Consider the following 17,438-nt stretch of genomic DNA (forward strand, 5'->3'; position numbering starts at 1 on the left):
AAAAAAGGCTCCCCATCTCTGGGAAGCCTTCTTTGCATGGCGGGCCCGGGAAGATTCGAACTCCCGACCTTGCGGTTCGTAGCCGCACGCTCTATCCAACTGAGCTACGGGCCCTTGACTGGTTGTCATGGCGGAGAGGGAGGGATTCGAACCCTCGAAGGGGCTATAAACCCCTTACTCCCTTAGCAGGGGAGCGCCTTCAGCCACTCGGCCACCTCTCCAAAAATCGTTGTCCTGCGAAACGCAATCGCCGTTCTGAAGCCGTTTGCGTCGACTGTTTCGACAAACCGACTCACCGGAGTAGCGGCCTTGCGAAAACGAACTCTCATTCGTTCAAGGCCGCGAATAATACCCGGCTAAGCCTTGCGGGTAAACCCCTTATGCGACTTCATTTGCGATCGATCGACGATTCGTTGTGCTCGCACGACTCGTCGACGCTTTCCACCCGTACGTCCCGCGGCGCTTCGACGGCGATACGCACGCGTTCGCCGTCGGTATCCAGCACCCTCACCTCGATTTCGTCGCCGATGTGCAGGCGCTCACCGGCGCGACGTTCGAAGATGAGCACGGGTGCGATCTAGCCCTGTTCCGCGCTCGGCGTGAGCTCGCTTTCGACCTTCTTCGGCTCTTCGTCGAGCTCGAACTCGTCGTGCAGCGCGCGCACGGCCAGTTCCAGGTACTTGGTTTCGATCACGATCGAAATCTTGATCTCGGTGGTCGAGATCATGCGCAGGTTGATGTTCTCGCTGGCCAGGGCCTTGAACATGCGCGCCGCGACGTTGGCGTGCGAACGCATGCCCACGCCCACCAGCGAGACCTTGGCGATCCCGGCCTGGCCCGAGACTTCACGCGCGCCCAGGTCCTTGGCGGCTTTCTCGAGCAGCTCCTTGGCCGCGTCGAAATCGCGCGTATGCACGGTGAACGTGAAGTCGGTCAGGGTGTAGTCGCTGGACGAATCGCCCGACACGTTCTGCAGGATCATGTCGACTTCGATATTGGCTTCGCCGATCGGGCCGAGCAGCGCATAGGCAATGCCGGGCTTGTCGGGCACGCCGAGCACGGTGAGCTGGGCTTCATCCTTGGTAAAGGCGATGCCGGAGATGATCGGTTCTTCCACTTGTTTCTCCAATGTAATGAGCGTGCCGGGGCCGTCGTCGAAGGTGGACAGTACGCGCAGAGGCACGCCGTATTTACCGGCGAACTCGACCGCGCGGATCTGCAACACCTTGGAACCTAGGCTGGCCATTTCCAGCATTTCTTCGAACGTAATCTGCTCGAGACGACGCGCGCCCGAGACCACGCGCGGATCGGTGGTATAGACCCCGTCCACGTCGGTGTAGATCTGGCATTCGTCGGCGCCAAGCGCGGCGGCGAGTGCGACCGCCGTGGTATCCGATCCGCCGCGGCCGAGGGTCGAGATCTCGTTGGACTCGGTAATACCCTGGAAGCCGGCGACAACGGCCACATCGCCTTCGTCGAGCGCGCTGCGCAGGTTGTCCGGTTCGATCTTCTGGATACGTGCCTTGGAATGCGAATCGTCCGAGACGATCGGCACCTGCCAGCCGGTGAACGAACGCGCCGATACGCCGGTATGGCGCAACGCCATCGACAGCAGCGAAATGGTGACCTGCTCCCCGGTCGAGAGCAGCACATCCATTTCGCGTGGAATCGGACGGCCGTCGAGCTCTTCGGCCAAGCCCTGCAGGCGATCGGTTTCGCCGCCCATCGCCGACACCACGACCACAACCTGGTCGCCGTTATCGCGATAGCCCTTGATCTTCTGGGCGATGCGCTTGATCTTGTCGACGCTGCCGACGGACGAGCCGCCGTATTTCTGAACAATCAGTGCCATGGAATATCGTTTTCCTTGTCGGGCGCTGGGTCGCGCCGGTCTTGAATACTGATACGACTAAGCTTACCCGAGTCGCTGCTCGATCCAACCGTAAACGCTTTCCAGCGCTTCATCGAGCTTGCTGGCGTCGCTGCCGCCGGCCTGGGCCATATCCGGCCGGCCGCCGCCCTTGCCACCGACCTGTTCGGCCACGAAATTGACGAGATCACCGGCCGGCAGCGCCTTGCTTTGGCTCTTGGCCACGCCCGCGATGAGCGCAACCTTGCCGTCGGTGGCGGCCCCCAGCACGATCACGCCGTGGTCGAGCTTGTTCTTGAGCGCGTCGACGGTATCGCGCAATACCTTGCGATCGGCGCCGTCCATGCGCCGGACCACCACCTGAGCACCGCCGATCTCGCGGGCCGCGTCGGCGAGATCGTCGCCCTGGCTGGCCGCCAGCTTCTGGTTGGCCTGGTCGAGCTGTTTTTCCAGCCCGGCCACGCGTTCGAGCATGCGATCGAGCTTGTCCTCGAGCTCGGCGGGCGCGGCCTTGAGCCGGGACGCCACGCGGATTTCGCGGGCCATGGTGTCCTGAACCCACTTGAGCGCATGCGCGCCGGTGACAGCTTCCAGGCGGCGCACGCCCGCGGCTACGCCGCGTTCCTCGGTGATCTTGACCAGACCGATCGCGCCGCTGGCCGGCACATGGGTACCGCCGCACAGCTCCACCGAATAGTCGCCAAAGCGCACCACGCGCACTTCGTCGCCGTATTTCTCGCCGAAGAAGGCCAGCGCGCCCTCGGCGATGGCCTCGTCGTAGCTGCGGGTATAGAACTGGCCCTGGATGTTCTCGCGTACGCGGGCATTCACCTGCGCTTCGATATCGGCCAGCGTATCGGCGGTCACCGACTCGAAATGGGCAAAGTCAAAACGCAGCCGATCGGGCGCGACCATCGAGCCTTTCTGGCGCACATGCGTGCCCAGCGTTTCGCGCAGGGCGGCATGCAACAGATGGGTGGCAGTGTGGTTGAGCTCGATATCCTGGCGGCGAGCCGTATCGACTTGGGCATCCACGGTCATGCCGGCGGCGAATTCGCCGGATTCGACCCGGCCGAAGTGCAGGAACACGCCGTTTTGTTTCTGAGTGTCCGTTACCACGAAGCGAGCGCCGTCGGCGTCGATGACGCCGTGATCGCCCAGCTGACCACCGGATTCGCCGTAGAACGGGGTGCGATCGAGCACGAGTACGCCCTCGGCGCCCGCTGCCAGCCGGTCCACCGGCTGTTCGTTCTGTACGAGGCTGATCAGCTGTGCGCGGCCGCGGGTTTCGGTGTAGCCGATGAACTCGGTTGGCGACTGCACGTCGATCTTGGCGTGGTAGTCGGCACCGAACTGGCTGGCCGCACGCGCGCGCTCGCGCTGGGCCGACATTTCGGCATCGAAGCCACGCGTATCCAGGGTCAGGCCGCGCTCGCGGGCCACGTCGTTGGTGAGATCGACCGGAAACCCGTAGGTATCGTAGAGCTTGAACACCGTCTCGCCCGGAATCTCGGTACCACTCATGGCACCGATCGCATCCTCGAGGATCCGCAGGCCCTGGGCGAGCGTGAGTGCGAAGCGCTGTTCTTCCTGCTCGACAACGCGCTCGATCTGGGCCTTCGAATCAGCCAGCTCGGGAAAGGCGTCGCCCATGAGTTCGACCAGCGGGCCGACCAGCTTGTAGAAGAAGGTGCCAGTCGCGCCCAGCTTGTGTCCGTGGCGGATCGCGCGCCGCATGATCCGGCGCAGCACGTAGCCGCGGCCTTCGTTCGACGGCATCACCCCGTCGGTAATCAGGAACGCGGTGGCACGGATATGATCGGCCACCACCTTGAGCGACGACTGATGCGCCGGCTCGGCCTTGGCCGCGTCCATGCCCACCGCGTCCGCCGCTGCCTTGATCAGCGTCTGGAAGACGTCGATGCCGTAGTTGTCGTGGGTGCCCTGCATGACCGCGGCGATACGCTCCAGGCCCATGCCGGTATCGATCGACGGGCTGGGCAGATCGACCATGGTGCCGTCGGGCTGACGGTCGTACTGCATGAACACCAGATTCCAGATCTCCACGAAGCGGTCGCCGTCCTCTTCCGGCGTACCGGGCGGCCCACCGGCGATATGCTCGCCGTGGTCGTAGAAGATTTCCGAGCACGGCCCGCAGGGGCCGGTATCACCCATCTGCCAGAAGTTGTCCTTGGCGCCGATGCGCGAGAACGTGGACTCGGACACGCCGATTTCGTCGAGCCAGATACGCGCGGCTTCTTCGTCTTCCTCGTAGACCGTGACCCAGAGTTTTTCCTTGGGCAGGCCGAGTTCGCCGGTGAGAAATTCCCAGGCGAAATGAATGGCCTCGCGCTTGAAATAATCGCCGAAGCTGAAGTTGCCCAGCATTTCGAAGAAGGTGTGATGGCGCGCGGTATAGCCGACGTTTTCCAGGTCGTTGTGCTTGCCGCCGGCGCGCACACAGCGCTGCGACGACACGGCACGACTGTAGTCGCGCTTGTCGCGGCCCAGAAACACGTCCTTGAACGGCACCATGCCGGCGTTCGTAAACAGCAGGGTCGGATCGGAGGCCGGTACCAGGCTGCTCGAGGCGACGAATCGATGCTTGTGCCGTTCGAAATATTCGACGAAACGCGCACGCAACGCGTTGGTGGACATCATGGGCAGGCGCCTCTTACAAATTCAGCTGGGAGCAAATAGCGCGCTAGTTTAGCAGAGCCTTTTGGCTGGCCCTACCGGCGCCGGCGTAGTCGATCACCGTAGCGCGCGAACGCTATCGACCTTGTCCTGATTGCTCTGCACACGATCGCTGCGGCTGCCCAGCTTGATGGTGGTGAACACGCGCGGCGCGCCCAGCTCGTGAATGGTCTGATGGCATTGCTTGAACGCCGCGAACACGTCGTCCCACTCGCCTTCCACGTTGGTGCCATAGGCATGCACGACGGGATTAAGCCCCGCCTTTTCAAGAATCGGCTGACAGGCCGCGATATAGCGCGATACGGACACGCCCGCGCCCATGGGAATAACGCAGATTTCGGCGGTGATGTTCATGAGTCATTCCTTTGCGGCTTGGGCTGACAAGTCATTATCTTGGCCGTGTATGAAACGTAGTCGGCGATACTCAAGCAAGCAGTTTGTCCGCAAATGAACGCCAAGACACGCGAATAACCCGAAACACAAACTGCGCGAGGCTGCGTGGCTTGCTGTTCGCGTTGCCTGCTCAACGGGCTACATGAGCAGGCCCTGGTTCGTGGCGCTACTGAGCAAGCATTCTCGGAACGCGCGCGAACGAACGCAGACAAGGCCAACGGCCCATCGCTGGCAACGCGCGTGATCTGCTGTTCACGCCGCATGCTGACCCTTGCGCTTAATCAAGCGTTACTTTGCACCGACAGGACTGGCGACGCGACGCCCGGGCCGGCCGGGCGCCGACGTTCGTTCTCTCAGTCGTCGAAGGCGGCGTTGAGCATGTCCATATCGAAACCACGGCGCTGCAGAAACCGCATCTGCTTGGCCTTGGCGGGGAAATCCTCGGGCTGTGCCGCGCCGAAACGTTTGGCGCGCACCTCTTCGGCGAGCGCGTTCCAGTCGGTTTCGCTGTCGGCGAGCGCGCGTTCGATCTCGGCCTCGTCGATGCGCACCGCTGCCAGCTCCGCGCGAATGCGCACCGGCCCGATACCGCGGGAGGCGCGCGACGACACCATGGCATCGGCATAACGGGCGGCCGACAGCAGCCCGTCGTCGATCAGTTCGTCGAGCACCTCGGCCACCTGTTCGCGGTCGTGATCGCGTTTGGCCAGCTTCTGCGAGAGCTCGGCCGGCGCATGCTCGCGGCGCGCGAGCATGTCCATGGCCCGTTTGCGAATGGCGATGCGCTCGGCGGCCGGGTCGAGCGGTTGATCGTCGTTTTGCGCCTGCGTCATCGCTTGCTTTACAGCGCCCGATCGACGCGCCTAGCTGTTCTTGCCGCCCTGTGCGGAGCCGAGCAGATCGTCCGCGGCCTCGCCTTCGCCTTGCTCGGCGGCTGCCTCGGCCTTCTCGTCCTTTTTCTTGCGTTTGGGCGCAAGCAGCTTCTCACGCAGCGCGGTTTCAAGCTGCTGGGCGATTTCGGGGTTTTCCTTGAGGAAGTTACGGGCGTTGTCCTTGCCCTGCCCGACACGGTCGCCGTTATAGGAATACCAGGAGCCGGCTTTTTCGATGAGGTTGTTGGCCACGCCCAAATCGATGATCTCGCCTTCGCGCGAGCTGCCCTCGCCGTAAAGGATCTCGAATTCCGCCTTGCGGAACGGCGGTGCCATCTTGTTCTTGACCACCTTCACCCGGGTTTCGTTGCCGATGACCTCGTCGCCCTTCTTGATCGCGCCGATACGACGGATATCCAGGCGTACCGAAGCATAGAATTTCAGAGCGTTACCGCCCGTGGTGGTTTCGGGGCTGCCGAACATCACGCCGATCTTCATACGGATCTGGTTGATGAACATCACCGTGGTGCCGGTGCGCTTGATGTTGGCGGTGAGCTTGCGCAGCGCTTGGCTCATCAGGCGCGCCTGCAGGCCAACGTGCGAATCACCCATTTCGCCTTCGATTTCGGCCTTGGGCGTGAGTGCGGCCACCGAGTCGACCACAACGATATCCACGGCTGCCGAACGCACCAGCATGTCCGCGATTTCGAGCGCCTGTTCGCCGGTATCCGGCTGGCTGATGAGCAGATTTTCGATATCCACGCCGAGCGCTTCGGCATAGGTCGGGTCCAGCGCGTGCTCGGCGTCAATGAACGCCGCGGTGCCGCCGCCCTTCTGGCATTCGGCGATGGCCTGAAGCGTGAGCGTGGTCTTGCCGGACGACTCGGGACCGTAGATTTCCACGACGCGACCGCGCGGATAGCCGCCGATGCCCAGGGCGATATCCAGCGTGAGCGACCCGCTGGAAATGGACGGAATATTGCTCGTGTCCTGGTCGCCCATGCGCATGACCGAGCCCTTGCCGAACTGACGCTCGATCTGGCTCAGGGCAGCCGCCAGTGCTTTCTTACGATCTTCGTCCATAGTTGTCGTCGCTTTGTCGTTCGTGGATACGGTCGCCGCGCCGGCCGTGGCGAGGCGGTCATGACACGCTACGCGGCCATTATTTCACAATGCCGGGCGCCCTCGTTCAAGCGGCCAGCGGCCCAGTTCCCGATAGGCCCCGGGCTGCCCGCCGTCGCCGCTTGCGATCAGCGAAAAATGGGTAACCGGCCATGCGATCGGTTCAACTCGTGCCGTGGCTACGCAGCCAATGCCGCGTCTGACGCTGACATGCGGGCGAAACTGATAGTTATCAATGCCGCCAATTGTATTTTTATCCAGCGCCGACGCCAAGTCCAACAGCGTACACGGCGGACTGGAGGGCCCGAGCCAGGCAATCTGCGGGCCCTGGAAGCCGCTCAACCGATCGAGCACGAGCGTAAACGCCGGCAGGTCGATCGTCTCGGCCACGCCGCAAAGGCGGGCCTGTATCGCCGACTCGACGGCGCCGAGAAAAACGAGCGTGAGGTGTAGACGCGACGATTCGATACGCCGGCCGACGAGCCCGAGCCGATCCGCCGCATTGGCGATACGCGCTGCAACGCCAGGCGGCGGCATGAGCGCGAAGAACAACCGCTGGCTGTCGCGCGGTGGGTCAGTCGCGGCTGTCATCGACCGCGGCGGTGTCTGGACTCAGCTGGCGTCGACACGCTCGCGCAGCCCCACCAGCGCGGCAACCACGCTCTGGCTGCGGACCTCGTCACGCGGGCCTTCGAACTGATAGCGCACCACTTCGGGCGGCCGGCTTCTTGCGACCCAGCCGATATAGACCGTGCCCACCGGCTTGTCTTCGCTGCCGCCGCCGGGCCCCGCGACCCCGGATACGGCGATCGCCCAGTCGGCCGGGCTATGTGCGAGCGTGCCCTCGAGCATGGCCGCGACCACCGGTTCGCTGACCGCGCCGTGGCGCTCGATGAGTTCACTGGCCACGCCGAGGCTGTCCTGCTTCGCTTCATTCGAGTAGGTCACGAAACCACGCTCGAACCATGCCGAGCTGCCGGCCCGGTCGGTACAGGCGGCCGCAATCATGCCGCCGGTGCAGGACTCGGCGGTGGCCAGGGTTTGCCCACGGCCGGTCATCAGCGTGGCCAGCTGATCGACGAGCGAGGCAATCGAAGTCTGGGCGTCGTAAGGTACCGTCATGGCTGCATTATGCCTAAGACATCTCACGATTTGCGGACTGTTGCGCGTAACGACTGATAATCGCGGTGCCGGCCGAGCGCCCGATTCGACAGGCGCAGCCTGCGGCGCCACGGGGTTCTGCGTATTCCCCGGCGTACGTCTACAATTGCGCGCTGTGGCCTGCCGGGCCGCGCCCCTCGTTCGTTTACCGACACAGACTGCTTCATGAGCGCACGCCCCCGCACCGATCCGCGCACCGACAGCCCGGCCGACGACTACGCCGGGCATACGCCGATGATGCGCCAGTACCTCGGCATCAAGGCCGACTACCCGCACATGCTGCTGTTCTATCGCATGGGCGACTTCTACGAACTGTTCTTCGACGATGCCCACCGCGCGGCCGAGCTGCTCGATATCACGCTGACGGCACGCGGCGAATCCGCCGGGCGCTCGATCCCGATGGCGGGCGTGCCCTATCACGCCGCCGAGCAGTATCTTGCGCGACTGATCGCCAAGGGCGAATCCATCGCCATCTGTGAGCAGCTGGAAGCGCCGGGCGCGAGCAAGGGCCCGGTCAGACGCGAAGTGGTGCGCGTGGTCACCCCCGGCACGGTCACCGACGATGCGCTGCTGGATGCGCGTCGCGCCAATCTGATCGTGGCGATCGCCCCGGCGAAACGGGCGATCGGCATCGCCGTGCTGGAACTGGCCCGCGGCGACTTCGCGGTGACCGAAGTTGCCGACGAAACGGGGCTGGCCGCCGAACTCGCCCGGCTCGATCCGGCCGAGATCGTGGTGAGCGAACAGGCCTCGCTCGAACTGCCCCTGGACGGGGTCGCCCTGACCCGCCGGCCGAGCTGGCTGTTCGATGCGATCAGCGCCCGACGACGGCTGGAAGGTTTTTTCGAGGTCGCACAGCTGGATGCCTTTGGCTGTGCCGACCTGCCGCGCGCCATCGCCGCGGCCGGCGCGCTCATCGATTACGTGGAGGCGACTCAGCAGGCGGCGCTATCGCATATCAAGAGCCTGCGCACCTATGCGGTCACCGATACGCTGGTGCTGGATGCGGCCACCCGGCGCAATCTGGAAATCGAGCGCAGCGCCTCCGGCGATACCCGGCACAGCCTGGTGGGCCTGCTCGACCGTTGTGCCACCGCGATGGGCGCACGCGCGTTGCGCCGCTGGCTGGCCGAGCCGCTGCGCAACTTCGATATCCTGCGCCATCGCCATCTGGCCATCGAAACGCTGCTGTCGGGCAGCCATGCCGGGCTGTCCGAACGGCTCAAGGAAGTACCCGACGTCGAGCGTATCGCCACGCGCATCGCCCTGGCCTCCGCGCGCCCGCGCGATTTGTCGGGGCTCACGCGAGCGCTGGCCGCGCTTCCGGCCATACGCCGCACACTGGCCGGCCTCGACGCGCCCCTGCTGGCCGCACTGCACGAGCAGATCGACCCGGCCGACGAGGTACGCGCACTGCTCGAGCGCGCGGTGGTAGCCGAGCCGCCGGTGGTGGTACGCGACGGCGGCGTGATCGCCCGCGGCTACGACGAAACGCTCGACGAGCTGCGCGACCTGTCGGCCAACGCGGACGGCTATCTCGCCGACCTGGAAACCCGCGAGCGCGAACGCACCGGCGTGGACACGCTCAAGGTGGGCTACAACCGCGTGCACGGCTATTACATCGAGATGGGGCGCGTGCATGCCGATGCCGCGCCCATCGACTATCAGCGCCGCCAGACGCTCAAGGCCGTGGAACGGTATATCACGCCGGAACTCAAGCAGTTCGAGGACCAGGTGCTCTCGGCGCGCGAGCGCGCTCTGGCTCGGGAGAAAGCCCTATACGCCGAGCTGGTGGAAACGCTGGCCGCGCACCTGCCCAGGCTGCAGTCGATCGCGGCCGGGCTGGCCAGCCTGGACGTGCTGTGTGCGCTGTCGCGCTGTGCGCTGGATTATCACTGGGTGGCGCCCACCCTCACCGACGTCCCGGGCGTTCGTATCACCGGTGGGCGTCATCCGGTGGTCGAGCATTTCTCCGATACCCCGTTCGTGGCCAACGATACCGAGCTCGACGACGACTGCCGACTGCTGCTGATCACCGGCCCGAACATGGGCGGCAAATCGACCTATATGCGCCAGACGGCACTCATCGTGCTACTCACGCATATCGGCAGCTTCGTGCCGGCCGAGGCCGCCGAAATCGGCCCGCTCGATCGCATATTCACCCGGATTGGCGCGGGCGACGACCTGGCAGCCGGCCAATCCACCTTCATGGTGGAAATGAGCGAAACCGCGCAGATCCTGCACCACGCCACCGAGCGCTCGCTGGTGCTGCTCGACGAGATCGGCCGCGGCACCTCGACCTACGACGGCCTGGCGCTGGCGCGCGCGGTGGCCGAACGCCTGGCCCGCCACAACCGGGCCTATACGCTGTTCGCCACCCACTATTTCGAACTCACCCAGCTCGCCGAGGACTGGCCGGCGAGCCGTAATGCCCATTTCGAAGTGGCCGACTACAACAGCGGCGGCGAGCAGAAGCTGGTGTTTCTGCATGCCATCCGGCCCGGGCCCGCATCGCGCAGCTTCGGGCTGCAGGTGGCCTCGTTGGCGGGCGTACCGCGGGCCGTTATCCGCCAGGCTGAAAAACACCTGGCCGAGCTGGAAGCCCAGTCGCGCGAACAGTCCGGCCCGCAGCTCGGCCTGTTCGAGGCCGCACCGGTTGAGGACAAGCCCGCCGAGCCGGACCCGGTGCACGACGCGCTGGCCGAACTCGACTGCGACGACCTCACCCCGCGCGAGGCGCTGGAACTGCTTTACCGGCTCAAGCGCATGGCCAGCCAAACCGACCCGCAGTGAGCGTGCGGGTCGCGCTCGGGTGGGTCACGCCATGGAAGTGGCGAGTTTGACCAGGCCCACCAGCAGCATTACGAGCAGCACCGTGGCCACCAAGCCTAGCAGTATGAAATGACTGGCTCGACCGCGGGTGAAATCGCGCTCGCGATTCTCGCTCGACTGCACGCCGAAGAACGCCGCCATCACGCTCATCCAGCTCTGCCATAGCGTGGGCGGCCGTCGGCTTTCCCGCGCCGGCACATCCTTGCTGTCATTGTTGTGGTCAGCGTTTTTCACGGCTATTTGGCGGCGTACTCTTCCGCCATTTCGTTGCTGATATCCAGATCGCGCCAGACACGGCGCGTAAGCGGCCCGGAAATGGCTTTTTCTACGCGCCCGCCCAACATGGGTACCTCGACCTTGATATTGAAGCCGAGCGTCATACGGGCCTTGCCGCCATTGTCCTTCAGGCGCATGTCGATGGCCACGTTCGCAGGCGTTTTCTCGAAGTCGATATCGATTCGACCGTGATTGGCGGCCAGATCCCAGCGATCCGTCTGCAGCATGTCCACCTTCTTGGGCATGCGCGAACGGATCATGTCGGGCAGGTTCATTTCTTCCGTACCGAAGCCGTAGCGCACGGTGATTTCGAACTCGTCCTTACCCTGGGTGGTAGCGATATGTTCGGCGCTGCGCCCATCCAGGCGCTCGTACTTGCGCAGGTAGTACGACTCGTCACCGAACATCGTCATGATGACGTCCACGGGATAATCGAAATCATAGGTTTCTTCGAACTTCATTCAGCGCGTTCCTTGTGCTTGGGGGTGACGATGAAAGCCGGGGCCGCTCACTCGGCCGGGCGGTCCATGCCGTTGGCGGACGGCGAGCCGTCGTCGCGATACAGATAAGAGGCGAGCATACCGTGGGCGTCGACTTCGGCATCGAGCACGGCCAGCAGTACGAACACGCCGCCCATCCGGCGGTGCAGGAAAACGATCTCGCGCGGCGGGATTCGGAACCACCGGGAGATCGCGGCGTCGGAAACCGCCCGCGACACCCGAAACGGTAGGTCCGACTCGCCCCAGCGGTAGGCCCCGTCCGGCGTGGTCAATTCGTCGGGCGCGTCGTCGGCGAACGGCTCGATCATGAGCATGCCGACCTTGGCGAAGGCATCGAACACGTGCTGGGGTGAATCGCGGCGTAGCAGGTTGATGCCGATGGCGCCGTCGATCAGCCGCTTGGCGTCCTTTTCGAAGGCACCGGTGACCACATCGTAGTAGGAGCCGAGAAAACGCGGTGCGAATTCGCGCGTGGCGCCGAAATCCAGCAGTACCATCTGGTCCGGTCCGTCCTCGCGCAGGCGAATCTTGTAGTTGCCGAAATGCGGGTCCGTCTGCACGATGCCCCACACAAAGAACTCGCGGAAGAACAGGTCCAGCGCGCTGCGACCGATCTCGTTGCGGCGCGCCTGGTCGAGATCCTGTACCGCTTCGCTCTGTACGTGGTGCGCGGCTTCGTAGGAAGTCACCAGCACGGTTTCGGTGGAGTATTCCGGGAAGACCTGGGGCACCACGTAGCGCTCGTCGCCTTCGAGCCGGGTGGAAAACTCGCGCGTCATGCGCAGCTCGCGATCGTAATCCACCTCGCGGTAGATCATCTCGCGTACTTCTTCCATGATCGCGTTCAGCTCCATGCCCTTGGGCACAAGCCGGGCCAGACGCACGATCTGGGTCAGCGTGCGGATATCGCTGTCGATGGCATCAGCCAGGCGCGGATACTGGATCTTCACGCACAGTTCCAGGCCGTCCGACTTGCGCGTGGCGCGATGGACCTGGCCCAGCGAGGCGGCTGCCATCGGCTCCGGGTCGATTTCCAGCTCGGCCAGACGCTTTTTGCCCAGGCGCTCCACCACCACCGGCTCGAGGTCTTCCCAGGCCACCGGCGGGCTGTCGTCCTGAAGGCTGCGCAGCACCTCGATGGCTTCGGGCGGCATGAAATACTGCCCGTACACCGACAGCATCTGGCCGACCTTCATTACGCTGCCCTTGAGCTGGCCCAGCTCGTCGGCCAGGAACTCCGCCTGTTTGACGTAGAACTCGCGGTTGCGTCGTTCCCGGTCTTCCTTGCTGCGAAACATGTTCCCCAGCGTATGACCGGCGAACGACGCCCCGGCCATCACGCCCATACGGGCCATGGCGGCATTACGGTCGAAGGAGCCCGTCTTGAGCTTGAGCGGCTTGCGGTCTTTACGGTCGGACTTGAAGGCCATACGTCATGTCGAACGCTGGATAAAGGTCGAAGTCTATCAGGTCGCCAGCGCTGGCCGGATGGGGATCGATACCGATATCCGCGGCCACACGCGGCGCATAAAAAAAGGGATCCGGCGCCTGCCGGATCCCTTTCCAACCTTCGAATAATCGAAGGTGCACGTCGCCTGGTGGCTATGGGTGGATTTGAACCACCGACTCTCGCATTATGAATGCGATGCTCTAACCCCTGAGCTACATAGCCGGAAAGCCGCGTAGTTTCTTCGCCGAGGCCCGTTGTGTCAACCCTTTAATCGTTGGCTGCGATAGCACCCCGGACACACCGGTTTCAGACATTGAAACGAAAGTGCACGACGTCGCCCTCGACCATCACGTATTCCTTGCCCTCCAGGCGTTGGCGACCGGCTTCCTTGGCCCCTTTCTCGCCTTTGAGGGTGACGTAGTCGTCGTAGCCGATGACTTCGGCACGAATAAAGCCGCGTTCGAAGTCGGTATGAATCACGCCGGCGGCCTGGGGCGCGGTCGCGCCGCGGCGCACCGTCCAGGCTCTTACTTCCTTGGGCCCGACGGTAAAAAAGGTCTGCAGGCCTAGCAGTTCGTAGGCCGCACGAATGACCCGATCCAGGCCGGGCTCATCAAGCCCCAGATCGGCCAGGAATTCGTTCTTGTCGTCGCCGTCGAGCTGGGCGAGTTCGCCTTCCAGCGCGGCGCACACCGCCACCACCGGCGCATTCTGGGCCGCGGCATGCTCGGCCACGCGATCGAGCAGCGGATTGTTCTCGAAGCCGTTCTCGTCCACGTTGGCCACGAACAGGGCCGGTTTGGCCGTGATCAGATGCAGCTCGCGCAGCGCCAGGCGCTCGTCGTCGCTGAATTCCATCGCCCGCACCGGCGCGCCCGTGTCCAGGTGGTCGCGCACCCGCTCGAACAACTCGAAGTTGCGCTTGGCGGTCTTGTCGCCGGACTTGGCGGCCTTTGCCGTACGCTCGGCCGCACGCGTGACCGTGGTCAGATCGGCCAGCGCCAGCTCGGTATCGATGGTTTCGATATCCGCGATCGGGTCGACCCGGCCCGAGACGTGCATGACGTCATCGTCGTCGAAACAACGCACCACGTGCAGGATGGCGTCTGTTTCCCGAATATTGGCCAGAAACTGGTTGCCCAGCCCCTCGCCGGTCGAGGCACCGGCGACCAGACCGGCGATATCGACGAACTCGATTGCCGTAGGAATGGTCTTTTCGGGGCTGGCAATGCCGGCAAGCGCGGTCAGGCGCGGGTCCGGCACGCTCACCACACCCACGTTCGGGTCGATGGTGCAAAAGGGGTAGTTCTCGGCCGGTATTTCGGCCGCGGTGAGCGCGTTGAAAAGTGTGGACTTGCCCACGTTGGGCAAACCGACGATCCCGACCTGAAGAGCCATGTGAACAACCTCTGATGGCGTGTGGTGCAGCGCCAACGCAGGCGCATCGCGATGACGTGTTAGCGACCGGCCCGCGAGATCGCAGCGTTCGCGGTGGATTAATCGCTGGCCGGCGCCTTGCGCGAGTTCAATCGCTGCGCGCCGTGGTCCCAGCCCTTGTCGAGAGCCAGCTCGAATGCGTCGATACCGGCGTCGATGGCATTGTCGATGGCAATTCGATCGTCCGGCGACGGGGTGCCCAGCACATAGGACAGTACCAGCGATCGATCGCCCGGATGACCGATGCCGATACGCAAGCGCTTGTACTGCGTCCCGATCACCCGCGTGATGTCGCGCAGCCCGTTATGGCCGCCGTGGCCACCCGACTGCTTGAAACGCGCAGTCCCCGCCGGCAGATCGAGCTCGTCGTGCACGACCAGCACGCTCTCGGGCGGGATCTTGTGAAAGGCACACAGCGGCTGTGCCGCGTCGCCGCTGCGATTCATGAAGGTCGTAGGCTTGAGCAACCAAACGCTGGCATCGCCCGAGCCATATCGTGCCAGCTCGCCCTTGAACTTGCGTTCCGGCGAGAAGCTCAGGCGCCAACGTTCAGCCAGACGATCGGCCAGCCAGAAACCGACGTTATGCCGATCGCTGGCATGGTCGGCGCCGGGATTGCCCAGCGCCACCAGCGCGCGAATCGAATCACTCACGCTGAGTGCCGTGTGTATTCGCGCAAGCTTGATCGAGCGCGACGAAGACTACTTGTCTTCGTCTTCGCCGGAGGCGTCGTCCGCCTCGTCGCCTTCGGATTCGCCGTCCTCTGCGTCCTCGGCCTCGGCTTCCTCGGCAGCGGCTGCTTCGGCTTCGGCCTCTTCTTCGGCTTCCAGCTCGATGGCGGCACGCGGAACCTGTACGGACACGACGGTGCGGTCGGTCTGATCTTCCTCGTCTCCCATCAGCTCGACGATCTGGACGCCTTCCGGCAGCACCAGCTCGCTCAGGTGAACCGAATCGTGCAGATGCAGCTTCGAGCAGTCGACCTCGATGTATTCCGGCAGATTGCGCGGCAGACATTCGATTTCGATGTCGTTCATGTTGTGCTGAACAACGCCGTCCTCGTCGGCCACGCCCGGGCATTCCTCTTCGCCTACGAAGTGCAGCGGCACGCTCATGCGCAGCGCTTCACCGGCGACGATGCGCAGAAAGTCGGCGTGCTCGATGAACGGCTTGGCCGGATGGCGCTGCAGGTCACGCAGAACCACTTCCTCGGTGCTGCCGCCGTCGACGTGAATCTTGATGATGTGGGAGAAGAACGCCTCGTTGTCCAGATGATGGTCGAGGTCGTTATGCTCCAGGGTCAGCATCACCGGTTCGCCGTTGCCACCGTAGATGATCGCCGGCACACGGCCGTTGCGACGCAGGCGACGGTTCTCGGCGCGGCCCTTCGCGGTACGTTTTTCCGCATTCAGCTCGAAAGCTTCCATATCGATTCGCTCCAATAATAAGGACGGCCGCCGGAGGTTCCGTCGACCGCTCGATCGTTGTGTTTTATGGCGGGCCGCCGCCCACCGACTTCAAAAGACCGCGTAGTATACGCGCTTGGGCAGCAAATGCACGACCCGCGAGCGCGACCCGCCCAGCGCCGCTTGCGCCTAGTCCACGTACAGCGTGGACACGGACTCCTCGTTGCTCACCCGGCGGATGGTTTCGGCCAGCAGCGCGGCGATATGCAGCTGGCGAATCTTGCCGCAGGCCGCCGCATCCGGCGATAGCGGAATGGTGTCCGTGACCACCAGCTCGTCCAGGCGGGAGTTGCTGATGTTTTCGATCGCCTTGCCCGAAAGCACCGGATGCGTGACGTAGGCCTTGACCTTGGTTGCGCCCTGGTTCTTGAGCGCATCGGCGGCCTGACAGAGCGTGCCCGCGGTATCGACAAGGTCGTCGACCATGATGCAGGTCTTGCCGCTGACATCACCGATGATATTCATCACCTTGGCTTCGTTGGCCTTGGGTCGACGCTTGTCGATGATCGCGAGATCGGCATCTTCGAGACGCTTGGCCAGTGCCCGCGCGCGCACTACGCCGCCGACGTCGGGCGAAACGACAATCAGCTTTTCGTCCTTTTGACGCCAGATATCGCCAAGCAGCACAGGCGATGCATAGACGTTGTCCACGGGCATATCGAAAAAGCCCTGGATCTGGTCGGCGTGCAGATCGACGGTGAGCACGCGATCGGTGCCGACCGCGCCGAGCATGCTGGCCACCACCTTGGCCGAAATCGGCACGCGCGCGCTGCGCGGGCGTCGATCCTGGCGGGCATAACCGAAATACGGAACCACGGCGGTGATACGCCCGGCCGATGCGCGATGCAGCGCATCGATGAGCATCAGCAGCTCCATGACGTTGTCGTTGGTAGGCCGGCAGGTCGGCTGGACCACGAACACGTCGCGCCCGCGTACGTTCTCCTCGATCTCGACCGTGATCTCGCCGTCCGAGAACTTGCCGACATTCGCCTTGCCCACGGGCAACTTGAGGTAACCGGCCACATCCTTGGCCAACGCCGGATTGGCGTTGCCGGTAAAGACCATCAACCTAGAATCCGCCATGGGTTCGTGCTGCCGTGCTGTCAATTGAAGATGAGCGGTCCGCGCTGCGGACGGTAATCAGGATGAAATACAGAACACGCACGGTTGCCCATACGGTTCAGCCATGCTCGCCGCGCGGCGCGTAACCCGGAGCGGGACCGCGCGCTGCGTCGATTTCATCCAGCTTTCAAGCTGTCTTTCGTGTCCGCTTGCGCGTCACGCTTGTATGGCTGGGGCGGCAGGATAACTCGGCATCTCGCGATGCCTCGCCCTGCGGGCTCGTGCCGCTGCGCGTCACGA

At 63.9% G+C, this 17,438-nt stretch carries 16 protein-coding genes and 3 tRNA genes; 1 reads left to right on the forward strand and 18 read right to left on the reverse strand.

Annotation, left to right across the window (positions count from 1 at the left end; translation table 11 throughout):
• Positions 1 to 37 precede the first annotated feature (37 nt).
• The 10 genes from ABNU97_RS13910 to ABNU97_RS13955 form a co-directional block, all read right to left on the reverse strand.
• A tRNA-Arg gene (locus ABNU97_RS13910) sits at positions 38 to 114 on the reverse strand.
• Between the two features lie 14 nt (positions 115 to 128).
• Positions 129 to 221: transfer RNA gene (locus tag ABNU97_RS13915), tRNA-Ser, on the reverse strand.
• Positions 222 to 388: 167 nt separating this feature from the next.
• Positions 389 to 568 (reverse strand): carbon storage regulator, encoded by a 180-nt coding sequence (locus tag ABNU97_RS13920; RefSeq protein ID WP_348767295.1) that lies wholly within the window; start codon positions 566 to 568, stop codon positions 389 to 391.
• 9 nt (positions 569 to 577) lie between these two features.
• Positions 578 to 1,852 carry an aspartate kinase gene (locus ABNU97_RS13925; protein WP_348767296.1) on the reverse strand — a complete coding sequence of 425 codons (1,275 nt, stop codon included), beginning with the start codon at positions 1,850 to 1,852 and terminating at the stop codon, positions 578 to 580.
• A 63-nt stretch (positions 1,853 to 1,915) separates the two neighbouring features.
• Entirely contained in the window at positions 1,916 to 4,528 is a 2,613-nt protein-coding gene (gene alaS, locus ABNU97_RS13930) for an alanine--tRNA ligase (protein WP_348767308.1), read from the reverse strand.
• A gap of 96 nt (positions 4,529 to 4,624) precedes the next feature.
• Positions 4,625 to 4,921, reverse strand: coding sequence for an MTH1187 family thiamine-binding protein (locus tag ABNU97_RS13935; protein ID WP_348767297.1), 297 nt, complete (start codon positions 4,919 to 4,921; stop codon positions 4,625 to 4,627).
• Between the two features lie 392 nt (positions 4,922 to 5,313).
• Positions 5,314 to 5,793 (reverse strand): regulatory protein RecX, encoded by a 480-nt coding sequence (locus ABNU97_RS13940; RefSeq protein ID WP_348767298.1) that lies wholly within the window; start codon positions 5,791 to 5,793, stop codon positions 5,314 to 5,316.
• 30 nt (positions 5,794 to 5,823) lie between these two features.
• A complete protein-coding gene (gene recA / locus ABNU97_RS13945; RefSeq protein ID WP_348767299.1) occupies positions 5,824 to 6,915 on the reverse strand; it encodes a recombinase RecA in 1,092 nt (363 codons plus the stop codon).
• Between the two features lie 84 nt (positions 6,916 to 6,999).
• Entirely contained in the window at positions 7,000 to 7,545 is a 546-nt protein-coding gene (thpR, locus tag ABNU97_RS13950) for an RNA 2',3'-cyclic phosphodiesterase (RefSeq protein ID WP_348767300.1), read from the reverse strand.
• A gap of 21 nt (positions 7,546 to 7,566) precedes the next feature.
• Positions 7,567 to 8,076 carry a CinA family protein gene (locus tag ABNU97_RS13955; protein WP_348767301.1) on the reverse strand — a complete coding sequence of 170 codons (510 nt, stop codon included), beginning with the start codon at positions 8,074 to 8,076 and terminating at the stop codon, positions 7,567 to 7,569.
• A gap of 204 nt (positions 8,077 to 8,280) precedes the next feature.
• Between ABNU97_RS13955 and mutS the strand changes: the two genes are divergently transcribed.
• Positions 8,281 to 10,908 carry a DNA mismatch repair protein MutS gene (mutS, locus tag ABNU97_RS13960; RefSeq protein WP_348767302.1) on the forward strand — a complete coding sequence of 876 codons (2,628 nt, stop codon included), beginning with the start codon at positions 8,281 to 8,283 and terminating at the stop codon, positions 10,906 to 10,908.
• A 24-nt stretch (positions 10,909 to 10,932) separates the two neighbouring features.
• Here the strand turns inward: mutS and ABNU97_RS13965 are convergent, their stop codons facing one another.
• The 8 genes from ABNU97_RS13965 to ABNU97_RS14000 form a co-directional block, all read right to left on the reverse strand.
• Entirely contained in the window at positions 10,933 to 11,181 is a 249-nt protein-coding gene (locus ABNU97_RS13965; protein ID WP_348767303.1) for a DUF2970 domain-containing protein, read from the reverse strand.
• 2 nt (positions 11,182 to 11,183) lie between these two features.
• Positions 11,184 to 11,684, reverse strand: a complete 501-nt coding sequence (locus ABNU97_RS13970) for a DUF2505 domain-containing protein (protein WP_348767304.1) — start codon at positions 11,682 to 11,684, stop codon at positions 11,184 to 11,186.
• 47 nt (positions 11,685 to 11,731) lie between these two features.
• Positions 11,732 to 13,153 carry an AarF/ABC1/UbiB kinase family protein gene (locus tag ABNU97_RS13975; protein ID WP_348767305.1) on the reverse strand — a complete coding sequence of 474 codons (1,422 nt, stop codon included), beginning with the start codon at positions 13,151 to 13,153 and terminating at the stop codon, positions 11,732 to 11,734.
• Positions 13,154 to 13,319: 166 nt separating this feature from the next.
• Positions 13,320 to 13,395: transfer RNA gene (locus tag ABNU97_RS13980), tRNA-Met, on the reverse strand.
• Between the two features lie 84 nt (positions 13,396 to 13,479).
• Positions 13,480 to 14,571: a redox-regulated ATPase YchF gene (ychF, locus tag ABNU97_RS13985; RefSeq protein ID WP_348767306.1), complete on the reverse strand. Its 1,092-nt coding sequence runs from the start codon at positions 14,569 to 14,571 to the stop codon at positions 13,480 to 13,482.
• A gap of 98 nt (positions 14,572 to 14,669) precedes the next feature.
• Positions 14,670 to 15,263 carry an aminoacyl-tRNA hydrolase gene (pth, locus tag ABNU97_RS13990; protein WP_348767307.1) on the reverse strand — a complete coding sequence of 198 codons (594 nt, stop codon included), beginning with the start codon at positions 15,261 to 15,263 and terminating at the stop codon, positions 14,670 to 14,672.
• Between the two features lie 48 nt (positions 15,264 to 15,311).
• Positions 15,312 to 16,043 carry a 50S ribosomal protein L25/general stress protein Ctc gene (locus ABNU97_RS13995; RefSeq protein ID WP_348767309.1) on the reverse strand — a complete coding sequence of 244 codons (732 nt, stop codon included), beginning with the start codon at positions 16,041 to 16,043 and terminating at the stop codon, positions 15,312 to 15,314.
• Positions 16,044 to 16,205: 162 nt separating this feature from the next.
• Positions 16,206 to 17,159, reverse strand: coding sequence for a ribose-phosphate diphosphokinase (locus ABNU97_RS14000; protein ID WP_293625911.1), 954 nt, complete (start codon positions 17,157 to 17,159; stop codon positions 16,206 to 16,208).
• Positions 17,160 to 17,438 lie beyond the last annotated feature (279 nt).

Source organism: uncultured Salinisphaera sp., from assembly GCF_964012375.1.
In the GTDB taxonomy this organism is placed as follows: domain Bacteria; phylum Pseudomonadota; class Gammaproteobacteria; order Nevskiales; family Salinisphaeraceae; genus Salinisphaera.

Coding starts and splice junctions, on each gene's coding strand:
- ABNU97_RS13925 (WP_348767296.1), bottom strand. CDS start 1,852: ATGGCACTGATTGTTCAGAAATACGGCGGCTCGTCCGTCGGCAGCGTC.
- alaS (WP_348767308.1), bottom strand. CDS start 4,528: ATGTCCACCAACGCGTTGCGTGCGCGTTTCGTCGAATATTTCGAACGG.
- ABNU97_RS13935 (WP_348767297.1), bottom strand. CDS start 4,921: ATGAACATCACCGCCGAAATCTGCGTTATTCCCATGGGCGCGGGCGTG.
- ABNU97_RS13940 (WP_348767298.1), bottom strand. CDS start 5,793: ATGACGCAGGCGCAAAACGACGATCAACCGCTCGACCCGGCCGCCGAG.
- recA (WP_348767299.1), bottom strand. CDS start 6,915: ATGGACGAAGATCGTAAGAAAGCACTGGCGGCTGCCCTGAGCCAGATC.
- thpR (WP_348767300.1), bottom strand. CDS start 7,545: ATGACAGCCGCGACTGACCCACCGCGCGACAGCCAGCGGTTGTTCTTC.
- ABNU97_RS13955 (WP_348767301.1), bottom strand. CDS start 8,076: ATGACGGTACCTTACGACGCCCAGACTTCGATTGCCTCGCTCGTCGAT.
- mutS (WP_348767302.1), top strand. CDS start 8,281: ATGAGCGCACGCCCCCGCACCGATCCGCGCACCGACAGCCCGGCCGAC.
- ABNU97_RS13970 (WP_348767304.1), bottom strand. CDS start 11,684: ATGAAGTTCGAAGAAACCTATGATTTCGATTATCCCGTGGACGTCATC.
- ABNU97_RS13975 (WP_348767305.1), bottom strand. CDS start 13,153: ATGGCCTTCAAGTCCGACCGTAAAGACCGCAAGCCGCTCAAGCTCAAG.
- ychF (WP_348767306.1), bottom strand. CDS start 14,571: ATGGCTCTTCAGGTCGGGATCGTCGGTTTGCCCAACGTGGGCAAGTCC.
- ABNU97_RS14000 (WP_293625911.1), bottom strand. CDS start 17,159: ATGGCGGATTCTAGGTTGATGGTCTTTACCGGCAACGCCAATCCGGCG.